Raw genomic sequence first — 21,283 nt, 5'->3', positions numbered from 1 at the left:
GGGTGTGTATGGTAGTACATTCCCACCATGAAGGCAAAAACCCCTTGAGGGGGGCGACCTCCAGTGAAAACCCCGCCACCCCTTTCGTTTCCCCCCCCCCCCCCCCCCCGAAAACCCCCCCCCCCCCCCCCCCCCCCCCCCCCCCCCCCCCCCCCCCCCCCGCCGTCCTCCTCCGGGCGAAGTGCCGGTTCGCCCTCGTTCCTGCTAGCTCACCGGCGGGTAGGCGTTCGCCAGCAGCTCGGCGAACTGCTCGCTCGACCAGTGGCCGGAGAGCGGCATCTCGCCCCGCGCCCCGCTCATGTTGAACCCGTTGCGGATGTTGCCCTCGTACGCCGGGTCGCACATCTCGTCGAAGCCCTTGCCCTCGTCGTTGTCGATCGGCTCCGAAGCGCCGTCAGACTCCCCCGGGGGCTTGATCCACACGTACGCGTCGATGCCCGGCTCGGGCGCGACCTGCGGCCGCTCGCCGAGGCCCGCACCGGCCTGGTTGCACCAGTTGCCCTTCTGGAACCGCTGGTCGATCCGCGACTCGTCGACGAATGTCACCGGATCGGTCGAAGTGGACGCACCGGTCGGCCGGTCCGCGCCGCCCCAGCCGTTGCGGCTGGTGTCGATGAGCATCCCGATGCTGTCGTTGAAGCCGTTCGCCACGAGCTCGTCGCGGAACGCCGTCGAGAAGTCGATCTCGCCGTTGAAGTCGTTCCAGTCCACCCACTTGACGTTCGGGTTCTGGTTGATCGCCTGGCCGCCCACGTTCTGGTCGACCTCCCAGTACGGCTCCTCCAGCACCGAGTAGTTCGCGGTGTTCGTGATGAAGCCGTTCACGTGGTCGGCCGTCATGCCGTTCTGGCCGATGAGCGAGCCGAACAGGGCCGCCGAGGCGTGGAAGTTGTCGTACTCGGGGTTCGTGTCGCCCCAGCCGATCCAGCCGTGGTGGCCCGCGTCCAGGTACTGGTAGGTGTTCGGCAGCGCGCCGAGCTCGGCCGCCGCGTACGAGACGCCGTCGACGTAGTTGCCGTTGGCCTTCATCGTGTCGCAGTTCGCGGTCGCGGTCGGGCGCGGCGAGACGTTGGTGACGAGGTTCGGCAGCGAGTCGATCTCGATCACGTTGACGATCCGGAGCCCGGCGTAGGCCGGGTCGCTCTGGATCGCCACGATCGGGTCGATGTACTCGCTCTTGTACCGGCCGATCTCGTCGGCCCCCAGCTCGCCGTTGGAGGCGAGCGCCGCGCAGTCGCGGCCCGGCAGGTTGTAGATGACGAACTGGATGACGTCCGCGCCCTGCGCCACGGCCTCGTCCAGGTGGTCGCGCAGCCCCATGCTGCCGGTCGTGGGGGAGTCGTTGCCCTCGATCGCGCTGATCCGGTCGAGCCACACGCCGGTGGCCTGGTCGGCGATCGCGTCGCCGCCGGGCTCGGACGCGGCGTTCGCGGACCACTGCGGGTTCACGTAGACCTGCGCGCCCTCGTACGGGTTGTCGACCTTCGCCTGGGCGATGCCCGCTTCCTGCTCTTCGGCTCCGGCGCTGTTCAGCGCCACGGTGCTGACCGCGGCGGCGGCGAGCGTCGCCGCCGCGAGCGCCCCGAGGCGCTGCTTCCTTCGAGTGAGTGTCATGTGCCTTCCCTTGGTCGGGCTTTTGACGTCTTCGGGAACGGCTCCGCGGGTACCGGGTGGACACGGAAGCGCTCCCAAACTTTCCCATCGAAGTTTGCCTATGTCTCACTGTGATGTCAAGGGCCTCGATACCGGAGAATCCAGAATTTTCCCATTGGCGGCATAGATGGCGACTCAGGGTATTGGCCCGACTTCAAAAAGTGAACAAATGCCCTTAATGGAACAAATCAACTCCACTTTGGAACTGCGGACTCCGGGCACGGAAAAGCCGGCGCCGCCGCCCGCTCTCGCAGGCGGCGGCGGCGGCTTCAGTGATCCGCAGCGTTTCGGACCCGGCCGTGCCTGCCCCGAACATGCGAAAAGCCGGTACCGGGCGCGTCCTTCCTCGGCCGTGTGCGGACGTGGGGCGCTGCGCGGGACCGGCTTGTGCCGGACGGTCGTTCAGTTCACGGAATCGCGGTCGCTGAGGCGGCCGCTCGGTACGGCTGGGCGAGTGCTAACTGGGCGCTGCCGGACTCAAAGGTGGTCTGGGCTCCCGCATCGCCTTCGAGCAGCGCCCGTACTTCCGACTCGCGGAACCGACGGTGCCCGCCCGGTGTGCGTATGCTCCCGATCCGGCCGGCGGCGGCCCAGCGCGTCACGGTCTTGGGATCGACTCGAAACAGCGTGGCCACTTCGCCAGGTGTGAGTAGGCGGTCCTCGGTCTCCATGATTTCTTCCTCCCCGTGATGAAGACTCACTTCGTGCGTTAAACCCATTACACCACTATTCAGTCAAACCTGCCATGAGTTCTTGGACATACTTTCGGCTGGTAGGTATTGCCTGAAAGTACCACGCGTATGTCAACGGCGCTCTGAGCTGAATCTGACGCTCTAGGACTACGCGGGTATGAGGTAGGCACAGGGCGCAAGTGGCAACTCTGGTTATCCTCGACAAGTGGACGAGATCGACCAGACCATCGTGAACCTCTTGCGCACCGACGGGCGCACCTCCTACGCCGAACTGGCGCGGCGGGTCGGTCTCACCGCGCCCTCCGTGCAGGACCGCGTCACCAAACTGGAGAAGAACGGCGTCATCACCGGCTACAAGGCCGTGATCGACTCCGAGGCCATCGGGCTCGGCATCACCGCGCTCATCGGGATCATCCCCGACAACGCGGCCGACCATCGCGACATCTGCGAACGGCTGCGCGCCATTCCGCAGATCGAATCGTGCTATTTCCTCGCCGGCGTCGAGTGCTATCAACTCAAGGTGCGGGTGCCCAAGATGGGCGATCTGGAACGGCTCATCCACCGCGTGGGCGCGATTCCCGGTGTCGCGCAGACGCGCACCACGATCACCCTCTCGACCAAGTGGGAGGACCGCCCGCAGCCCGTCCCGTTCGAACTGGAGGATTGATGCGCTCCGTCGACCGCGCCAAGGACCGGCTCTGGATCAACTGGGCGATAACGACAGTGGAGGCCGACGCGAACCGCTCGGCCGACACGCACCTGCTGCCGTTCCCGCTCCCGGCCGAATGGGGCGTCGACCTGTACCTGAAGGACGAGTCGACGCACCCGACCGGCTCGCTCAAGCACCGGCTCGCGCGATCGCTCTTCCTGTACGCGATCTGCAACGGCTGGATCGACGAGGGCACGCCCGTCGTCGAGGCGTCCAGCGGCTCGACCGCGGTGAGCGAGGCGTACTTCGCGCGGATGCTCGGGCTGCCGTTCACGGCCGTGATGCCCGAGTCGACGAGCGCGTCGAAGATCGCGCTCATCGAGTCCTATGGCGGCAAGGCGCACCTGGTGCGCGAGGCGGGCGAGGTGTGCGCCGAGGCCGAGCGGCTCGCCGCCGACACCGGCGGGCACTTCATGGACCAGTTCACGTACGCCGAGCGGGCCACGGACTGGCGCGGCAACAACAACATCGCCGAGAGCGTGTTCGAGCAGATGCGGCTCGAGCGGCACCCGGTCCCGGCCTGGATCGTGGTCGGCGCGGGGACGGGCGGGACCTCGGCGACCATCGGGCGGTACGTGCGCTACCGCAGGCACGCCACGAACCTGTGCGTGGTCGACCCGGAGTACTCGGCGTTCTTCGACGGGTGGCGCGAGCACGACCCGGAGGCCGCGAGCGGGCGCGGGTCGCGGATCGAGGGGATCGGGCGGCCGAAGGTGGAGCCCTCGTTCATCCCGGACCTGGTGGACCGGATGGTGAAAGTGGACGACGCCGAGTCGATCGCGTGCGTGCGGTGGGCCTCCGAGCGGCTGGGGCGGCGCCTCGGCGGCTCCACGGGGACGAACCTCGTCGCGGCGCTCGCGATCATCGCGGAGATGCGCGAGGCCGGGCGCGGCGGCAGCATCGTGACGCTGCTGTGCGACTCGGGCCAGCGCTACGGGAGCACCTATTTCGACGACGCCTGGGTCGCGGCCCAGGGCATCGACCTCGAAGCGGCCAGGGCGAGACTCGCGCCACTCCTGCCTGCGTGAAACCGCTTTTCTGTCGGACCTGCGCGCGATGATCGCCGCAGGCCCCCTGGGCGGGTGGGAATCCAGGTCTTGTGCGAACGTTTGCCTCGGGGTTACGATGCTCCAAAACACATCGAAATGTATGACTATGTAAAACCTTTGGCGCACCCGGCACCGCTCGAGGTCCTTCGCGGGACCCGCGATTCGCGCGATTGTTGAATCGTTTCAGTGCCGTGTGCCCACCTGCAAAGGAGCGCGCATGTCCCACCCCGCAGACCATCCCGACCCCTTCGGCGCCAAGCTCTCCCGCCGCTCCCTCGGCCTCCTCGCCGGGCTCGGCGCGGGCGCGGCCGCGGGCGGGCTCTTCGGCCAGGGCGCCGCGAACGCGGCCTTCACCCCCGGCACCTGGTACGTCCTCCAGTCCCGCTACAACGGCCTCGCCCTCGAGATCGACGGCGCCTCCACCGCCAACGGCGCCAAGCTCGTCCAGCGCCAGCGAGGCTACGCCACCAACCAGCAGTTCCGCTTCGTCGACGCCGGCTCCGGCTACTACCGCATCGAGGCCCGCCACTCCGGCCTCGCCCTCGACGTCTACGCCAAGTCCACCGCCAACGGCGCCGACATCGTCCAGTGGGCGAGCAACGGCGGCACCAACCAGCAGTGGCAGATCATCGACGACGGCACCTGGCTGCGCTTCGTCAACCGCAACTCCGGCAAGGCCCTCGACGTCTGGGAGTGGAACATCGCCCTGGGCTCGCGCCTGTCCCAGTACGACAACGCGGGCGGCCAGAACCAGCAGTGGAAGCTCGTTCCCGCCGACGCCGCGCCCGCCTCGGGCACCCCGACCATCTACGTCGCCTCCGACTCCACCGCCCAGACCTACAACTCCTCGGCCTACCCGATGACCGGCTGGGGCCAGAAGCTGGGCGTCTTCATGGACGCGAACACGCGGATCGCCAACCACGCGATCGGCGGGCGCTCCTCGCGCTCGTTCATCGAGCAGGGCCGCCTCACCACGATCCTCAACGCGATCCAGCCGGGCGACTACCTGTTCGTCCAGTTCGGGCACAACGACGCGAACTCCAGCAACGCCGAGCGCTACACCTCGCCGGACGACTACAAGATGTACCTGCGCGACCACTACATGGCCGGGGCCACCGCCAAGGGCGCGATCCCGGTGCTGCTCACCCCGGTCAACCGCCTCGACTACAACACCTCGACCCTCCAGTTCAACGAGTCCTTCGCGGCGTACGGCGCGAAGGTCCGCGAGCTGGTGGCCGAGACCGGCGTGCGCTCGATCGACCTCGGCGCGCGCTCGCGCGCCTACCTGAACGCGATCACCCCCGCCCGCGCCCAGGCCGAGGTCTTCATGCACCTGGCGGCCGGGGAGTACCCGAACTACCCCGACGGCCTCGCCGACTCCACCCACTTCCACGAGTACGGCGCGACGCAGATGGCCCGCCTGGTCTCCGAGGGCGCCAAGGCCCTCGGCAGCACGCTCGGCGCCCACGTCCGCTAGGGCCTGTCCTGCGAATCAGGGAGCGGCGGTATCCGAGTCCGTTTGTTCGCTCGCTCCACGGATTGACGGCTCGCAAGCGTCGCCGAGGCCGCGGAAGGCCCTCCGAATACCGGTGTTGTATTCGGAGGGCCGACAACGCAGCGAGCGGGCAAACGGGCCGGATAACGACCGGTCTGATTCGCAGGACAGGCCCTAACCGCACCGGCGGGTCCGCGGCGCCTCCCTCACGGCCGCCGCGGGCCCGCGCCCCCGGGTCTCAACACGTATCGACATGTATTGACTTTTCTGCATCCACTCGGTACGGTCCCCTAGGTAGTAAACGCTTGCCCCGCAATCGGCCCATAGATTGAAACGATTCAGTCCCGCTTGCCCGGTTAGCTCCCTCCTCCTCTCACTACGGAAGTGACCATGAGGCCCACAACTCCTCCTCCGGCCTCCCGGTGGCGCCGCACCCTAGCGGTGCTGGCGGCCGGGGCCACCGCGCTCGCGGGCGTCCTCTCCGCGGGCGCCCCCTCTCAAGCCCAGGACGACGGGATCACCGTCTACCTCGCCTCCGACTCCACCGTCCAGACCTACGACCCCTACTGGGAGCCGCAGGCCGGGTGGGGCCAGGTGATCGACCGGTACTTCGACGAGAACGTCCACATCGCCAACCACGCCATCGGCGGGCGCTCCTCGCGCTCCTTCATCGAGCAGGGCCGCCTCGACGCGATCCTGAACGAGATCCAGCCGGGCGACTACCTGTTCGTCCAGTTCGGGCACAACGACGCCACCACCTCGGTCCCCGAGCGGTACACGTCCCCCGACGACTACAAGATGTACCTGCGCGACCACTACATCGCGGGCGCGATCGCCAAGGGCGCCATCCCCGTCCTCGTCACCCCCGTCTCGCGCCGCAGCTTCAACGCCGAGACCGGCCAGTTCAACGTGTCCTTCGGCGACTACGTGAACAAGGTCTACGAGCTCCACGAGGAGACCGGCGTCGCCATGGTCGACCTCTCGGCCTCCTCCCGCGCCTACCTCAACGAGATCGGCCCCGAGGAGGCGAAGTCGGTGTTCCTGCACGTCCCGGCCGGGGTCTACCCGAACCGTCCCAACGGGACCGCCGACGACACGCACTTCCAGGAGTACGGCGCGATCCAGATGGCCCGCCTCGTCGCCGAGGAGACCGCCACGCTCGGCCTCCCGCTCTCCGAGCACGTCGTCGACGTCGCGCCCCCGGCGAACGCGCCCGCCGCGCCCACCGGCCTCAAGGCCGCCACTGTGGCCAACGCGAGCGTGACCCTCAACTGGGACGCCGCCGAGGACGCCGACATCTACCGCGTCTTCGTCCGCGAGCCCGGCGGTGAATGGCGCCTCGGCTCCACCGCGAACGTCGGCGTCGGCCGCGTCTCCGGCCTGAAGGAGGACACGGCCTACGAGTTCGCCGTCGCGGGCGTCAACGGCAAGGGCGAGGGCGAGAAGTCGTCCACCCTCACCGTCACGACCGCCACCGCCGGATTCAAGTACGACTTCGGTCCCGCCTCGCAGACCGTGGCCCCCGGCTACACCGAGGTCAACCGCGGCACCGTCTACTCCGCCGAACGCGGGTACGGCTTCATCACCGACATGACCAGCGCGATCGACCGCGACCGCGGCGTCACGACCGACCCGCTCGGCAGCGACTTCGTGGCCTGGTTCGGCGGCTCGTACGAGTTCGCCGCCGACGTCGCGGACGGCCTGTACACCGCCCGCCTCATCACCGGCGACTACGTCGGCTCGGCCCGCGTGAACGTGAAGTTCGAAGGCGTCGACTACGGTGCGGCGAACGCCGCCTCGAAGGCGATCCTCACCAAGGACTTCGAGGGCATCACCGTCGAGGACGGCCAGCTCAACATCACCATCTCGGGCCAGACCGGGCACCTGAACGGCCTGGAGCTCACCCGCATCGGCGACGTCCCCGGCAGCGGCAGCGACGGCCCCGACGAGCCGTGCACCGAGTGCGCCGAGCAGATCGAGAGCCTCGACCGCGCCCCCGTGGCCGTCGCAACCGAGGGCGGGAACTTCCTGTCCTGGCGCAGCCTCGCGCTCGACCCCGAGGGCCTGGCGTTCAACGTCTACCGCGACGGCCGGCTCATCACGCCCGAGCCGACGCAGCTGACCAACCTCACCGACCAGGGCGGCACCGCGAACGCGACCTACTGGATCGCCACGGTGTCCGAAGGCGTCGAGACCGGCTACACCAAGGCCTTCGAGGTCTGGGACGAGCAGTACCTCGACATCGACATGGACCGCCCCGAAGGCGGCACCACCCCCGACGGCGTCGCCTACACGTACGCGCCGAACGACGCCACCGTGGCCGATGTGGACGGCGACGGCGTCTACGAGATCATCCAGAAGTGGGACCCGTCCAACTCCAAGGACAACTCCAAGAGCGGCTACACCGGGAACGTCTACGTCGACGCGTACACCCTCGCCGGTGAGAAACTGTGGCGCATCGACCTCGGCAGGAACATCCGCGCCGGGGCGCACTACACGCAGCTCGTCGCCTACGACCTCGACTCCGACGGCAAGGCCGAGGTGGCCCTGAAGACCGCCGACGGCACCGTGGACGGCGAAGGCACCGTCATCGGCGACGCCGCCGCCGACTACCGCGGCACCGACGGCCGCGTCCTGCAGGGCCCGGAGTTCCTCACCGTGTTCAACGGCCAGACCGGGGCCGCGATGGAGACCGCCGACTGGGCTCCCGTGCGCGGCGACGTCTGCTCGTGGGGCGACTGCTACGGCAACCGCGCCGACCGCCTCATGATGTCCGTGGCCTACCTCGACGGCGTGCACCCGTCGCTGATCACCAACCGCGGCATCTACGCCAAGACCGAGATCACCGCCTGGAACTGGGACGGCGACAACCTGCCGCAGGTCTGGAACTTCACCTCCGACCGCTGGGGCGGGAAGTACCAGGGCCAGGGCAACCACCAGATGTCCATCGCCGACGTCGACAACGACGGGCGCGACGAGATCGTGTTCGGCGCGATGACCATCAACGACGACGGGACGCCGCTGTACTCGACGGGCCTGGGCCACGGCGACGCGCTGCATGTCTCCGACTTCGACCCGTCCAATGAGGGCCTGGAGGTCTTCAGCCCCTTCGAGTGCATGTCCTGCTCGGGGAACAAGGCCGCCGCGTTCCGCGACGCCGACACCGCCGAAGTGCTCTGGACGATCCCGGGCACCAAGGACACCGGGCGCGGCACCTGCGGCGACATCGACCCGAACTACGCGGGCGCCGAATGCTGGGCCGTGTCGACCACCGGCGCCTGGAACTCCCGCGAGGGCCAGCTCCACGCCGCCGACGGCACCCTGATCGGCAACAGCATCCCGTCGGCGAACTCGATGCTCTGGTGGGACGGCGACCTCGGCCGCGAGATCTTCGACCACGAGTTCAACGAGGCCGACTACGTCCCGATCCGCCCCTACATCGCGGACTGGAACTACGAGACCGGCACCCAGGAGGAGATCTTCTCCCCTGAGGGCGTGCACACCAGCAACGGCACCAAGGGCAACGCGGCGCTCACCGGCGACCTGATCGGCGACTGGCGCGAGGAGGTGGTCCTGCGCAAGGAGTCCAACGACGGCGTGCGCCTGTTCACCACCACGATCGCGTCGGACTACGCCCTGCCGACGCTGATGAACGACCCGCAGTACCGTCTCGCCGTGTCGTGGCAGAACGTGTCGTACAACCAGCCGCCGTGGCCGAGCTTCTTCCTCGGCTACGACATGGCCGCCCCCGAATGGGAGACCGTGGTCTCCGGCCCGGTCCGCGACACCGCCGCCGCGCCGTACGCGGCCGCGTCCTGCGAGGTCGACTACCGCGTGGCCGCCGACTGGGGCGACGGCTTCGTCGTCCAGGTCAAGGTCACCAACACCGGCGACACCGAGATCCCCACGTGGGACCTGGTGTGGAAGTCCGGCGGCGTCGAGTCGGTCACGTACGACTGGGGCGGTGAGATCACTGTGGACGGCGCAGCGATGAGCGCCGACCCGGCCTTCTGGAACGACCCGCTGAAGCCGGGCCAGACCAGGCAGATCGGCTACCAGGGCACCGGCGACCCGGACGACCCCGGCATGTTCCTCATGAACGGCCAGGTCTGCGCCACCGCGTAACCCGACTGCATAGATGACGGCCCGGGCGCATCGCCCGGGCCGTCATTTCTCCGTCTGCGGCTTGTGGAGCCGCCCCGACTCGTACGGGATGGAGACCCGCTCGTACAGGTCGATCGCCTTACCCCGCAGCGAGGTCGCCGTCCAGGAGGCGGCCATGAGCATCATGACGTTGAACAGGTACAGGAACACGAGGAGACCGACGGCGGTCGTCACGGCCTGGTAGGCGGGCCGGTCGGAGACGTGCAGGACGTAGATGCGGCCGACGGTCTTCAGCACCTCCATGCCGATCGAGACCGCCACGGACGCCCACACGACCCGCCGCACCGGCATGACGACCCGGGGGAGGGCCTGCAGCAGGACCATCGCCAGCAGCGCGTTCGCGATGAGGCCCACCAGGACCGAGATGCCGCGCACCACGAGCGCGAGGTTCCCCGTGGCCTTGTCGAGGTCGAGCGCCGCCAGCACCCACTCGGCCCCGGCGGTCGCGCCGATCGTGATGAGCAGCAGCGTCGAGATCCCGATGAGGATCACGAAGTCGATCGCCCAGCGCAGGAACGGGTTCCCCGGCTGCGCGTCGAGCCCCCAGATCTGCCGGATCGCCGCCCGCACCGACTGCACCCACGCGACCCCGGCGACGACGAGCGCCACCGACGCGAAGATCGTGACCGACTTCCGGGAGCTCTCGAGCACGCCGATGTCGATCACCGGGAGGTTCTGGGACAGCCACGACTCGACCGAGTCGTAGATGTCGGGGAAGTTCAGCAGGTACCCGAAGATCGCCAGCGCCAGCAGCGACATCGAGAACGCCGCGAAGAACGCGTAGTAGGAGATCGCGGCGGCCAGCTGCCCGCCGTGGACCTCGCCGTACCGCTCGCCGGTGCGCCAGGCGTGGTCCACCAGGTTGGACCGCTTCCGGGCCCCGAGGAGCACGCGGTCCCACCAGGCCCCCAAGTCAGGGAATTTCACGTGCCGATTCTGGCAGAGCCGGGCCCGCCGCGGCGGCCCGACGCGTCAGTCGCGGATGACCCAGGCGTCGGGGTCTTCGAGGAGTTTGGTGACGGAGGTGGGGAGGTCGTCGGCGGCGACGGCGGCGAGGGACACCGATTCGAGGATGTTGCGCTCGGAGACGCGCAGGGCGATCCACACGTTCGTCATGGCGGCGGCCGTGCCGGAGTAGGGGACCTGCTCGGGGCGTTCGCCTCTGACGCCGACGAGGGGCCCGTCGACGGCGCGGATGACGTCGGCGAGGCTGATCTGGTCGCCGGGGCGGGCGAGCTGGTGGCCGCCTTCGGAGCCGCGCTTGGAGGTGGCGATGCCGCCGCGGCGCAGCTGCAGCAGGATCGATTCGAGGAACTTGCGGGGGATGCCCTGGTCCTCGGCGATCTGCTCGGCCGAGACCCAGCGGTCGCCGTACCCGGCGAGGGCCACGGCGGCCCGCAGTGCGTAGTCGACGCGGGCGGACAGACGCATGGGGACTCCTTCGAACGCAGAGACGAGCGGCAGTACCGACTCTATCTCCCTGAGCTGGTTCTCTTAGCGGCTCACGGGCGGTCTGTGAGCCGTTAGGGCTTTCAGTCGTCGATGAGCAGTCGCAGGTACGCGGCGGTCTCGGCGGCGGCGAGGTCGGCGTCCCCGGCGATGATCGCCTCGATGGCGCGCGAATGGTCTATGTGCGGCTCTTCGGCGAGGTTCGGCCCGAGCCCGGCCCGCACGGTCTCGCGCAGCGATTCGGCGAGCTCGGAGTACAGCTCGGCGAGGAGCTTGTTGTGGCTGGCTTCGGCGACGGCCTGGTGGAGGGCGATGTCGGCCGCTATGAACGACTCGGTGTCGTTGACTTCGTGCGTGGCCTCGCGTTCGGAGAGGAGGATGCGCAGGCGGGTGATGTCGGCTTCGTCGCGGCGGTGGGCGGCCAGGCGCGCGGCTTCGACTTCGAGGCCGCGGCGGACCTCCATGGCGTCGGAGGCGGGGCTGGCGGCGATGCGGCGGCGGACGGCGGCGGTCACTTCGGAGCGGCCGACGACGAAGGTCCCGGCGCCCTGGCGGATCTCGAGGAGCCCGGCGTGGGCGAGGGCGCGGACGCCTTCGCGGATGGTGTTGCGGCCGACGCCGAGGAGCTCGGCGAGTTCGCTCTCGGTGGGGATGCGCGAGCCGAGGCCCCACTCGCCGTCGCTGATCTGCTGGCGCAGCTGCTCGATCACCTGATCGACGAGGGCGGACTTGCGTGTCGACTGCAGTGCCACTGACGGACCTGACCTCTCCGGAGCGTCCATGGCTTGCGGGGGCCCGCCATGGGGGGTGCGTGTTTCCCAACACTAGAAGGATTAAAGCAGACACCTGTCGCGATACCGTTGACAGGCTGTCAATTCATCCTATGAATTGATTCCATCCTATCCCAGCAGCTCAAGGCGCATCACGAGTGCGCCCATCAGCTGGACACGGTTCCCCCTCACCGGACCCCGCCCGCCCTCCCGCACCCGGAAGGAGCCGTCCGCGTGACGACGACCGAGACGCCCGCCCCCGCGCCGCACGCCGAGGCCGCCGACCCTCCGGTCCCGCCGAAGCAGGCCGCCGTCGCCATGGGCTGGATGCTCGTCGCCGGGGTCGTCCTCGCCGCGTTCAACTTCCGCACCGCCGTCACCAGCGTCGGCGCGATCCTCGCCGAACTGCGCATCGGCCTCGGCATGTCCGAGACCGTGGCCGGGCTCCTCACCACCCTCCCCGTCCTCGCCTTCGCAGGGCTGGGCGCCCTCGCCCCGCGCCTCGCCCGCCGCTTCGGCCCCCGCGCCCTCCTCACCGGCGCGCTCCTGGTCATGAGCGTCGGCATGATCGCCCGCGCCTGGGCCCCCAATGCCGCGCTCTTCCTCCTCTGCAGCCTCCTCGCGCTCGCCGCCGGAGCCGTCGGGAACGTCGCCGTGCCCGTCATCGTCAAGCGCTACTTCCCGAACCGCATCGGGCTCATGACCACCGCCTACTCCACGACGCTCGCGGCCGGCACCGCCGTCGCGGCCGCCGCCACCGCACCCGTAGAGCACCTCGCGGGGGACTGGCGCATCGCGCTGGCCGTCTGGGCGCTCCCGGCGCTGGTCGCGATCGTCCCGTGGCTCCTGTGGCGGCCCGCGCCCGCAGCGGCCGGGGCCGCGCCGATCGGCCGCCTCGAAGGCGTCCGCCGCTCGCGCCTGGCGTGGACGATGCTGCTGCTCTTCGGCTGCCAGTCGGCGATCGCGTACATCCTCATGGGCTGGACGACGACGATGCTGGTCACCGACGGCATGGCGCCCGCCGCCGCGGGCTCGATGCTCGGCCTGCTCACGATCGTCCAGATCCCGGTCTCGGTGGTCGTCCCGATCCTCACCGTCCGCTGGGGCCCGCGCCCGGTGTTCCTCGTCCTCATGGCCTGCTACCCGCCCGCGATCGCCGGGCTCTGGCTCGCCGGGGGCGGCGCCCTCACCTGGCTGTGGATGGCGCTGTTCGGCATCGGCACCTCGGTGTTCCCGCTGGTGCTCACCCTGTTCGGGCTGCGCGCCCGCACCCCGGCCGGGACGAGCGCCCTGTCCTCGTTCGCCCAGTCCGGCGGCTACCTCATCGCCGGGGTCGGGCCCCTCGCGGTCGGCTGGGTCTACGGACTCACCGGCTCCTGGTCGGTCCCGTTCGGGTTCATCGCGGCGCTCACGATCGTGTTGTTCTTCGCCGGGCTCTACGTGACCCGCGAGCGCTACATCGAAGACGAGCTCGCTCCCATTCCCTGAATAAGGGACGAACTCCTCGAAACGGGCGGCCCCGCAAGGCAGGCCGAGCCTTCCTCGTGACACGATAGTGCTGTGGACCACACTGAGGTGGATAGCGGGGAGGCGGACGTGACCAACGAAGTGCTGTGGCTGCCGCGGCCGGACGCGGTGGAGACGACGAACATCGGGCGGTTCGGCCAGTGGCTGTCCCGCCGCGAGGAGCGCGACCTCACCGGCTATCCGGCCCTCTGGCAGTACTCCGTCGAGCACCTGCGCCCGTTCTGGGGCGCGGTCTGGGAGTACTTCGGCCTCGGCAAGACGGTCCCCGAGCACCGGGTCCTCGCCGACGAGACCATGCCCGACACCGTGTGGTTCCCCGACGAGACCTTCAACTACGCCCGCGCCGTCCTCACCGCCCCCGGCGTCGACGAGGACGACGTGCTCGTGCGCGCCTACTCCGACACCCGCGAACCGGTCGAGTGGACCCTCGGCGAGCTCCGCGAGGCCGTCGCCCGCGCCCGCGCCGGGCTCCTCGCCCACGGCGTGCGCCGCGGCGACCGCGTCGCCGCCTGGATGCCGAACATCCCCGAGACCTACGCGCTCATGCTCGCCACCGCGAGCCTCGGCGCGGTCTTCTCCTCCTGCGCCCCCGAGTTCGGGGCCAAGGCCGTGCTCGACCGCTTCGCGCAGATCGAGCCGAAGGTCCTCGTGGCCGTCGACGGCTACAAGTACGGCCCCAAGACCGTCGACCGCACCGCCGACCTGCGCCGCGTCGTGCGCGGCCTCCCCGACCTCGGCTCGGTCGTCACCCTCCCGTACCTCGGCTCCGAAGTCGAGGGCGAGACCTGGGACCGCTTCTGCGCGTACGACGAAGGGGTCGCGTTCGAGCCGCTCACCTTCGACCACCCGCTGTACATCCTGTACTCCTCGGGCACCACGGGCCTGCCGAAGGCCATCGTCCACTCCCATGGCGGCATGGCGATCGAGCACGCCAAGATGCACTCGCTCCACCACGACCTCGGCGTCGGCGACCGCTTCTTCTGGTACTCCACGACCGGCTGGATGATGTGGAACTACCTGGTGTCGGCGCCGATCGTCGGCGCCGGGATCGTCATGTTCGACGGCGCGCCCGACCCGGCCGGGATGTGGCGCCTCGCCGCGGAGTCCGGCACCACCTACTTCGGCACGAGCGCGCCGTTCCTCATGGCCTGCCGCTCGCGCGGCATCAAGCCCATGGAGGAGGCCGACCTCTCGCTCATCCGCGGCATCGGCTCCACGGGCGCCCCGCTCCCCGCGGTCGGCTTCGACTACGTGTACGAACAGATCAGCGCGACCGCACAGCTCCAGTCCCTTTCGGGCGGCACGGACCTGTGCACGGGCTTCATCGGCGGCGCGCCCACCGTCCCGGTCTGGCGCGGCGAGCTCTCGTGCCGCTGCCTGGGCGCCGACGTGCAGTCCTTCGACCCCGAAGGGCGCCCCGGGATCGGACGCGAAGGCGAGCTCGTCATCGCCTCGCCGATGCCCTCGATGCCCGTAGGGCTGTGGGGCGACCCGCTCAAGCACCGCTACCGCGACACGTACCTCACCGATTTCCCCGGGATCTGGCGCCACGGCGACTGGATCACGATCACCGACCGCGGGTCCGCGGTGATCTCCGGCCGCAGCGACGCCACGCTCAACCGCGGCGGCGTGCGCATGGGCACCGCCGAGTTCTACGCGGTCGTCGAGGCCGTCGAAGGGGTCGCCGACTCCCTCGTCGTCCACCTCGACGACCCGGGCCAAGACCGGCTGCTGCTCTACATCGCCTGCGCCGAAGGCACCGAACTCGACGACGACCTGCGCCGCCGCATCAACGCCGCCCTCCGCGAGCAGCTCTCGCCCCGCCACATCCCCGACGAGATCCGCCAGGTCCCCTCCGTCCCGCGCACGCTCAGCGGCAAGAAAGTCGAGGTCCCGGTCAAGAAGATCCTCAAGGGCGTGCCCGCCGAGGAGGCGATCGCGCGCGACGCCCTCGCCAACCCTGACGCGCTCAAGGCCTTCCTGCGGCGCTGACCGAGACCTGAGTGACAAGGGACGCTCAAAAGCCCGATTTCCTTACGCGGCAAGGGAATTCAGTGAGGTGTGTGCCCGATCGCAGGCACCCGGGAGCTACTATGCAACGCGTCGCCCCGGTCGGTTTCCCCCGTAGCCGCCGGGGCGGCGTTCTGCTTCCCGGCAGTGTCCGCCAGGCCCCCGCGAGCGCCCGTCCGGGCCCCGCCCGGGGCCGCCTGTGCTCCAATAGGCGGCGTGACTGACCCGACCGGCCCCGCCGAGCCCGGCCCCGCTCAAACCGACACTGACGACCTCGCGCCCGAAGCGGTCGGCGTCGGCCCCTGGGAGGGCCCGCTGCCCGAAGACGAGCGGTACGACCCCGACCTGCTGCGCCTGGGCGACCGCCGCAACGTCGTCGACGGGTACCGGTACTGGAGCCGCGAGGCGATCGTGGCCGACCTCGACGAGCGCCGCCACGACTTCCACGTCGCCATCGAGAACTGGCAGCACGACTTCAACATCGGCACCGTCGTGCGCAACGCCAACGCCTTCCTCGCCAAGACCGTCCACATCGTCGGCAAGCGCCGCTGGAACCGGCGCGGCGCGATGGTCACCGACCGCTACCAGCACGTCGAGCACCACGACACCGTCGAGGCGTTCGTCGAGTGGGCCCGCGCCGAAGGCCTCGCCGTCGTCGGCATCGACAACCTCCCCGGCTCGGTCCCGATCGAGACGACCCCCTTGCCGCGCAACGCGGTCCTCGTCTTCGGCCAGGAGGGCCCCGGCCTCTCCGAGCCGGTCCGCGAGGTCTGCTCGATGGTCTGCTCGATCACCCAGTTCGGATCGACCCGCTCCATCAACGCCGGGGTCGCCAGCGGCATCGCCATGCACGCCTGGGTGAGGGAACACGTGTTCGGACAGAGTCCGACCAGATAGCGCTGCCGGACAGCGTCCGACAAGATAGCGCTGCCGGGCAGCGTCCGACCAGATAGCGCGTCTCGTCGGGAATCCGACCGCCTCGGGGCCACACAATGTCGTACCCCGGTGGCACTCTGGAGTGGAGCACACCCGTGCTCGGGAGGTCCGAAGGCGACAGCGCTGCAGACACGAGGCGTCGCCGCACCGCTCCCCGTGGGGGCGTACGCGAACGCGCGGTGTCGGATACCTGACGCTTCCATGGGGTCCAGGGGGGCTATGCGCCTACATTGAGCCAATGGCAGGTTACTTGGGGTAAGCTCCCGGAGGTACAAGCGAATAGGTTGAATCCGCTGGTAGATAGGCGGAGTCGGGCAAAAGTGGAACCACCGCGTTACGCTGATCCCGGCACTGGGCCACCCGGTTCACACCGTTGGGGCCCAGAACAAAACTGAAAGCCGAGTCATGCTCGTACGGTAGACTCGTGCCAGCCTGCGCCAGACGAACGATCGGCCAGGACCCTTGACGGGAGGGGTGAGGAAGTTGAAGAAGTTTCTGACTTGGGGCGGACTTGCGTTCCTGGTGTTCTTTGTAGCCTTCAGGCCAGGCGAAGCCAGTGACGTGGTCGGGAACCTCGCAGGCGGAATCCTCGATGCCGCAAACGGTTTCGCGGCGTTCTTCACGAACCTCGTGACCTGATCGAGACGGCACTATGACCGATTCCGGTGCAGGCGGCTCGGGGGACAACAAGGACACCGAGCCGCTGGAACCCCCCAGCCCCCGCGCCCCCTCCGACAGTCCCGCCCCGGGTGCGGAATCCCCCACGCGCGAGTTCAGCTTCCCTCCGGGGACGGCCGGGTCCGCGCCCGCGACCGCCGCCAGCGACATCGACGGCGTCCGCTTCGACGACGGCCTTACCGGCGCCATGAGCGGCGGCCTCCTCGGCGGCGTCCGCGCCCCGTCCGTGCCCGACGTCCCCTCGCCGATCTCCGCCCGCTACCTCTTCCCGACCGAGAAGTACCGCGGCGAATGGCGCCGGCACTGGGTGCACCTCATGCCCTGGTACGTCGTCGGCACCCTCGCGACCTTCATCATGGGCCTCGCCTCCGGCATGCTCACGAAGTCGGACTACGAGAGCCGCGGCACCGCCGTCACGGTCACCGTCCTCGTCTGGCTGGCCATCCTCGGCTTCGTCGGCTGGAAGATCCTCGACTGGTACATGGACCGCTTCATCCTGACCAACAAGCGGATCATGCTCATCCAAGGGGTCATCACCCGCTCGGTCGCCATGATGCCGCTCGGCCGCGTCACCGACATGAAGTACGCCCAGACGCCCATGGGCCGCATGCTCAACTACGGCGAGTTCATCATCGAGTCCGCGGGCCAGGACCAGGCGCTGCGCAACGTCCCGCACCTGCCGAACCCCAACGAGCTCTACCTCCAGATGTGCGAGGAGATGTACGAGCCCGAGGCCGTCGACGAACGCGAGGCCGAACCCGAAGAGGACCTCATCCCCGAAGGCGAGCCCGCCCCGAAGTCTGCGGACGCCTGAGAACGATCACCGTACGAACACCCGCCGACACTGTCGGCGGGTGTTCTTCGTCCTGGTCACGGCCCGTTTCACCGGAAAGGGTGCCGGGACCCAGAGGGTTGCACCTACTTCGTATACTCAGTTTGTATCCGACCCTCGGTTGCCAGGAACACCCATCTCTTGGCAGAATTCCGCCCGGTGGCGCAACCGCCCGCCGGGGTAAGGTCGTCTGTTCTTCGACCCCCCCAGGGAGACTCGTGAGCGAGACCAAATCGTCCCAGGACGAGGAGTTCCGCGAGTACGTGGCGGCTCGCTCCGCCGCGCTGCACCGTGCGGCGTATCTCCTCACGGGGAACTGGGCGACAGCGGAGGACCTGGTGCAGACGACCTTGACGAAGACCTACCTGGCGTGGAGCCGGATCAGGACGACTGATTCGGTCGACGCCTATGCCCGCCGCATCCTCTACAACACCAACGCCTCCTGGTGGCGCAAGCGGTCCAACCGCGAGAAGCCCACCGAGGTCTTCGAGGACAAGCCCGACCACTCCCGCGACTTCACCGAGCACTCCGCGGTGCGCGACGCCATGTGGCGCCACATCGCCGTCCTGCCCAAGCGCCAGCGCGCGGTCCTCGTCCTCCGCTACTACGAGAACCGCACCGACCAGCAGATCGCCGACATCCTCGGGATCTCCGTAGGTACCGTCAAGAGCCAGGCCTCGCGCGCGCTCGCGGGCATGCGCAAACGGCTCGGCACGCCGTCCGAAGCGCTCGGCCTGGCGATGGAACCGAGGAAAGCGGCATGAGCGACGACATCGAGGCCCTCCTGCGCAGCGGGCTGGCCGAGCGGGCCGCTGCCGCGCCCTCGTTCGACGACCCCGGCCTGGCCGAACTCGCCATCGCCGGTGCCGGTCGCATTCGCCGCCGCAGGCGCGTGGCCTCCGCCGCGGGCGGCGCGGGCCTGCTCGTCCTCGGCGCCGCCGCGTTCGTGTGGCAGCCATGGAGCGCGCCAGACCAAGGAAGCGACGGCGTGATCGCCGCGGACACGAGCACCGCTGAAGCGCAGAACGAACTCGGCATGGAGTTCCTGATCCAGGAAGACGACGGTTTCTACACCGTGCTCGACTCGAACGGCGACAGCATCTCCTTCGGCGTCGAGACCCCGCTCTACGACGTCTACAAGCTCACCGGCTCCTATATGTCCGAGGGTGAGACACAGGTGTCGATGGTCAGCTTCGACGGCGACGTCACCGAGATCGAGAAGCCCTCGGCGGAGAACACCGGGACCAGGATCAACAGCGCTGGGGACGCCTTCGCCATGATCACGCCGAACGACGACCTCTCGGCGGAGGCGTACGAGCTGGTCGACGTCTCCGTCTACGAGGAGGCGGAGCCGATCGGGTTCCAGACGAACTACGCCGTCACCCTGGAGAACTGGGACGCGACCACGGCCGTGTTCAGCGCCGACCTGCAGTCGGTCTCCGGCGGAGGCTCCGGTCCGTACTACTTCAACGAGCAGTACCAGTACGGCCTGGAATCGGTGAGCGCTGCCGGATTCGAGACCGCGGTCCTCGTCGACCAGACCGACCCGAACTACATCTGCGTCTCCGACCTCGACGCCGCCGGTACCGCCGGTGAGGAGGAGCAGTGCGGGCCGCTCGGCATGGACACAGTCGACGAGTCGCTCGCCGCGGCCGCCGCGGGTGCCCCGGCGGGCACGGCCGACCCGGTCCCGCTCGTCGAGACTACGATCGCGACGATGTCGGGCGAGTCGGTTTTCGACCCGACCGCGGAGATGGACCTGGGGGAGTACCAGACCCAGTACGACAGTGCGCCGTACTACTGGGACGACCCGCTAGGCCGCTGGCAGCTCGTCGGCGACCAGGGCGACGACACGTGGCTGCTCATCGACATGTCCGGCGAGGAGCCGGTGCTGTCCGAACTCGAACCGCCCGAGGGCGCCGTGATGCCGATCCTGAGCTACAGCTAACACGCGCGCTCGAAACCGGGTCTGTGACCGAGCGGACTTGACATACTCGCAGCGTGGAATACTTGCTGACGGTCATGGTGACCCTCTTCGTCATCATGGACCCTCCGGGGATCGTGCCGATCTACCTGGCCCTGACCGGGACCATGGATCAGCGCGAGCGCAACCGGGCCGCGCTCCAGGCGACGCTCCTGTCCCTGGGCGTGATCTCGCTGTTCGCGCTGCTCGGCCAGCAGATCATCAACTACCTCCACATCGACCTCGAGGCGCTGCAGGGCGCGGGCGGGCTGCTGCTGCTCCTCGTCAGCCTCCAGCTCCTCACCGGCCAGGCCGACGAGCCCTCGGAGTCGGCCACCTCGAACATCGCGCTCGTGCCGCTGGGCACGCCGCTGCTGGCCGGGCCCGGCGCGATCGTCGCCGTGATCCTGTTCGTGCAGCAGGCACCGTCCCGTGTGGACTATCTGTGGATCGCGCTGGCGATCGTGGTCATCCACATCTCGATCTACCTGGTGATGCGCTTCTCTGGCGTCCTGGTGAAGGTCTTGCGGCGCGGCGGCATCGAGGTCCTGACGCGGATCGCGGGCGTGCTGCTGGCCGCGATCGCGGTGCAGCTCATAGCGGATGCCGTGATGGGGTACGTCGAACTCTTCGAAAGTTCTGCTGGAGCTTCCGGCTGGTGATTGTTTAGGGTTCAATAAACCCTATGCCTACGATTCTCGAACTCCCGCTGCACCCGCTGGTGGTGCACGTGCCGATCGTCCTGGTCGGGCTGCTCGTCTTGGGCGGCATCGGCTACCTCCTGATTCCGCCGCTGCGCCAGCGCATCGGCTGGGCCGTCGCGGCCCTCGTGCTCATCACGCCCGCTTCGGTGTTCGGCGCGATTGTCACCGGCCGCCAGCTCGCGGACTACAACGAGCCGAACGGCTGGTCCGATCCGGTATCGCAGCACCACGACTACGCGTTCTGGCTCTTGTGGACACTCGTGGCCCTGGTCCCGGTGTGGTTCCTGTTCGCCGGTCTCGACCGCGGCCGGCGAGCGGCGATCGCCCGAGACGGCGGGGCGCCCGCGCCCGCTGCGGGCGAGGACGGCGAGGCCGCTCCGGCGGGCGCGTCCGATCCGGCCGCCACGGGGCGCAAGGTCGTCATGTTCATCATCGGGATCGTGGCGCTCGCGCTGCTGCTGCTGGCGGCCTGGTGGGTGTTCAAGACCGGGCACGCGGGCGCGGAGATGACCTGGGGCGGCCTGGTGCGGTAGCGGCCGCGCGAACGAACGGCGGCCCCGGGGGGGGGGGGGGGGGGGGGGGGGGGGGGGGGGGGGGGGGGGGGGGGGGGGGGGGGGGGGGGGGGGGGGGGGGGGGGGGGGGGGGGGGGGGG

The 21,283-nt window shown here is 69.1% G+C and carries 18 protein-coding genes; 13 read left to right on the top strand and 5 right to left on the bottom strand.

What is annotated here, in order from left to right; translation table 11 throughout:
* Positions 1–204: 204 nt before the first annotated feature.
* Positions 205–1,614, bottom strand: coding sequence for a glycoside hydrolase family 6 protein (locus ACZ60M_RS24300; RefSeq protein WP_465421633.1), 1,410 nt, complete (start codon positions 1,612–1,614; stop codon positions 205–207).
* Positions 1,615–2,060: 446 nt separating this feature from the next.
* Entirely contained in the window at positions 2,061–2,324 is a 264-nt protein-coding gene (locus tag ACZ60M_RS24295; protein WP_465421632.1) for a BldC family transcriptional regulator, read from the bottom strand.
* Between the two features lie 226 nt (positions 2,325–2,550).
* On the opposite strand from ACZ60M_RS24295, the gene ACZ60M_RS24290 reads away from it, so the two are divergent.
* From ACZ60M_RS24290 to ACZ60M_RS24275, 4 genes are all read left to right on the top strand, one after another.
* A complete protein-coding gene (locus ACZ60M_RS24290; protein ID WP_465421630.1) occupies positions 2,551–3,012 on the top strand; it encodes an Lrp/AsnC family transcriptional regulator in 462 nt (153 codons plus the stop codon).
* Positions 3,012–4,082, top strand: coding sequence for an L-cysteine desulfhydrase Cds1 (cds1, locus tag ACZ60M_RS24285; RefSeq protein WP_465421628.1), 1,071 nt, complete (start codon positions 3,012–3,014; stop codon positions 4,080–4,082). Before ACZ60M_RS24290 ends, cds1 begins: the two co-directional genes overlap by 1 nt.
* A 238-nt stretch (positions 4,083–4,320) precedes the next feature.
* Entirely contained in the window at positions 4,321–5,580 is a 1,260-nt protein-coding gene (locus ACZ60M_RS24280; RefSeq protein WP_465421627.1) for an RICIN domain-containing protein, read from the top strand.
* A gap of 408 nt (positions 5,581–5,988) precedes the next feature.
* Positions 5,989–9,723, top strand: a complete 3,735-nt coding sequence (locus ACZ60M_RS24275) for a rhamnogalacturonan lyase family protein (RefSeq protein ID WP_465421625.1) — start codon at positions 5,989–5,991, stop codon at positions 9,721–9,723.
* Positions 9,724–9,765: 42 nt separating this feature from the next.
* Here ACZ60M_RS24275 and ACZ60M_RS24270 read toward each other — a convergent pair whose 3' ends face one another.
* The 3 genes from ACZ60M_RS24270 to ACZ60M_RS24260 form a co-directional block, all read right to left on the bottom strand.
* Entirely contained in the window at positions 9,766–10,689 is a 924-nt protein-coding gene (locus tag ACZ60M_RS24270) for a YihY/virulence factor BrkB family protein (protein WP_465421623.1), read from the bottom strand.
* A 45-nt stretch (positions 10,690–10,734) separates the two neighbouring features.
* On the bottom strand, positions 10,735–11,193 hold the full coding sequence (locus ACZ60M_RS24265) for an RrF2 family transcriptional regulator (protein WP_465421621.1): 459 nt from the start codon (positions 11,191–11,193) through the stop codon (positions 10,735–10,737).
* Positions 11,194–11,294: 101 nt separating this feature from the next.
* Positions 11,295–11,963, bottom strand: a complete 669-nt coding sequence (locus ACZ60M_RS24260) for a FadR/GntR family transcriptional regulator (protein ID WP_392969812.1) — start codon at positions 11,961–11,963, stop codon at positions 11,295–11,297.
* A gap of 252 nt (positions 11,964–12,215) precedes the next feature.
* Here ACZ60M_RS24260 and ACZ60M_RS24255 point away from each other — a divergent pair, with 252 nt between their 5' ends.
* The 9 genes from ACZ60M_RS24255 to ACZ60M_RS24215 all read left to right on the top strand — a co-directional run bounded on the left by ACZ60M_RS24255 (position 12,216) and on the right by ACZ60M_RS24215 (position 21,164).
* Entirely contained in the window at positions 12,216–13,469 is a 1,254-nt protein-coding gene (locus ACZ60M_RS24255) for an MFS transporter (protein WP_465421619.1), read from the top strand.
* Between the two features lie 108 nt (positions 13,470–13,577).
* Positions 13,578–15,500 (top strand): acetoacetate--CoA ligase, encoded by a 1,923-nt coding sequence (locus ACZ60M_RS24250; RefSeq protein ID WP_465421617.1) that lies wholly within the window; start codon positions 13,578–13,580, stop codon positions 15,498–15,500.
* Positions 15,501–15,833: 333 nt separating this feature from the next.
* Complete coding sequence (locus tag ACZ60M_RS24245) at positions 15,834–16,415, top strand: TrmH family RNA methyltransferase (protein ID WP_465421635.1); 582 nt, start codon at positions 15,834–15,836, stop codon at positions 16,413–16,415.
* Between the two features lie 522 nt (positions 16,416–16,937).
* Positions 16,938–17,093, top strand: coding sequence for a hypothetical protein (locus tag ACZ60M_RS24240; protein WP_205326815.1), 156 nt, complete (start codon positions 16,938–16,940; stop codon positions 17,091–17,093).
* A gap of 13 nt (positions 17,094–17,106) precedes the next feature.
* Positions 17,107–17,946 carry a PH domain-containing protein gene (locus ACZ60M_RS24235; RefSeq protein WP_465421615.1) on the top strand — a complete coding sequence of 280 codons (840 nt, stop codon included), beginning with the start codon at positions 17,107–17,109 and terminating at the stop codon, positions 17,944–17,946.
* Between the two features lie 236 nt (positions 17,947–18,182).
* The gene (locus ACZ60M_RS24230) at positions 18,183–18,728 is read left to right on the top strand and encodes a SigE family RNA polymerase sigma factor (RefSeq protein ID WP_465421613.1); all 546 of its coding nucleotides are present in this window, start codon (positions 18,183–18,185) and stop codon (positions 18,726–18,728) included.
* Positions 18,725–19,912 (top strand): hypothetical protein, encoded by a 1,188-nt coding sequence (locus tag ACZ60M_RS24225; RefSeq protein ID WP_465421611.1) that lies wholly within the window; start codon positions 18,725–18,727, stop codon positions 19,910–19,912. Before ACZ60M_RS24230 ends, ACZ60M_RS24225 begins: the two co-directional genes overlap by 4 nt.
* Before the next feature lie 53 nt (positions 19,913–19,965).
* A complete protein-coding gene (locus tag ACZ60M_RS24220) occupies positions 19,966–20,589 on the top strand; it encodes a MarC family protein (protein ID WP_465421610.1) in 624 nt (207 codons plus the stop codon).
* 23 nt (positions 20,590–20,612) lie between these two features.
* Positions 20,613–21,164: a hypothetical protein gene (locus ACZ60M_RS24215; RefSeq protein WP_465421608.1), complete on the top strand. Its 552-nt coding sequence runs from the start codon at positions 20,613–20,615 to the stop codon at positions 21,162–21,164.
* Positions 21,165–21,283 lie beyond the last annotated feature (119 nt).

The organism is Glycomyces sp. NPDC050141, from assembly GCF_055586545.1.
This window is presented reverse-complemented; position numbering and strand designations above follow the sequence as displayed.

What these genes read in the sequence shown, in the direction of transcription:
- ACZ60M_RS24300 (WP_465421633.1), bottom strand. Translation starts at nt 1,614, where the DNA reads ATGACACTCACTCGAAGGAAGCAGCGCCTCGGGGCGCTCGCGGCGGCG.
- ACZ60M_RS24295 (WP_465421632.1), bottom strand. Translation starts at nt 2,324, where the DNA reads ATGGAGACCGAGGACCGCCTACTCACACCTGGCGAAGTGGCCACGCTG.
- cds1 (WP_465421628.1), top strand. Translation starts at nt 3,012, where the DNA reads ATGCGCTCCGTCGACCGCGCCAAGGACCGGCTCTGGATCAACTGGGCG.
- ACZ60M_RS24280 (WP_465421627.1), top strand. Translation starts at nt 4,321, where the DNA reads ATGTCCCACCCCGCAGACCATCCCGACCCCTTCGGCGCCAAGCTCTCC.
- ACZ60M_RS24275 (WP_465421625.1), top strand. Translation starts at nt 5,989, where the DNA reads ATGAGGCCCACAACTCCTCCTCCGGCCTCCCGGTGGCGCCGCACCCTA.
- ACZ60M_RS24265 (WP_465421621.1), bottom strand. Translation starts at nt 11,193, where the DNA reads ATGCGTCTGTCCGCCCGCGTCGACTACGCACTGCGGGCCGCCGTGGCC.
- ACZ60M_RS24235 (WP_465421615.1), top strand. Translation starts at nt 17,107, where the DNA reads ATGACCGATTCCGGTGCAGGCGGCTCGGGGGACAACAAGGACACCGAG.
- ACZ60M_RS24225 (WP_465421611.1), top strand. Translation starts at nt 18,725, where the DNA reads ATGAGCGACGACATCGAGGCCCTCCTGCGCAGCGGGCTGGCCGAGCGG.
- ACZ60M_RS24215 (WP_465421608.1), top strand. Translation starts at nt 20,613, where the DNA reads ATGCCTACGATTCTCGAACTCCCGCTGCACCCGCTGGTGGTGCACGTG.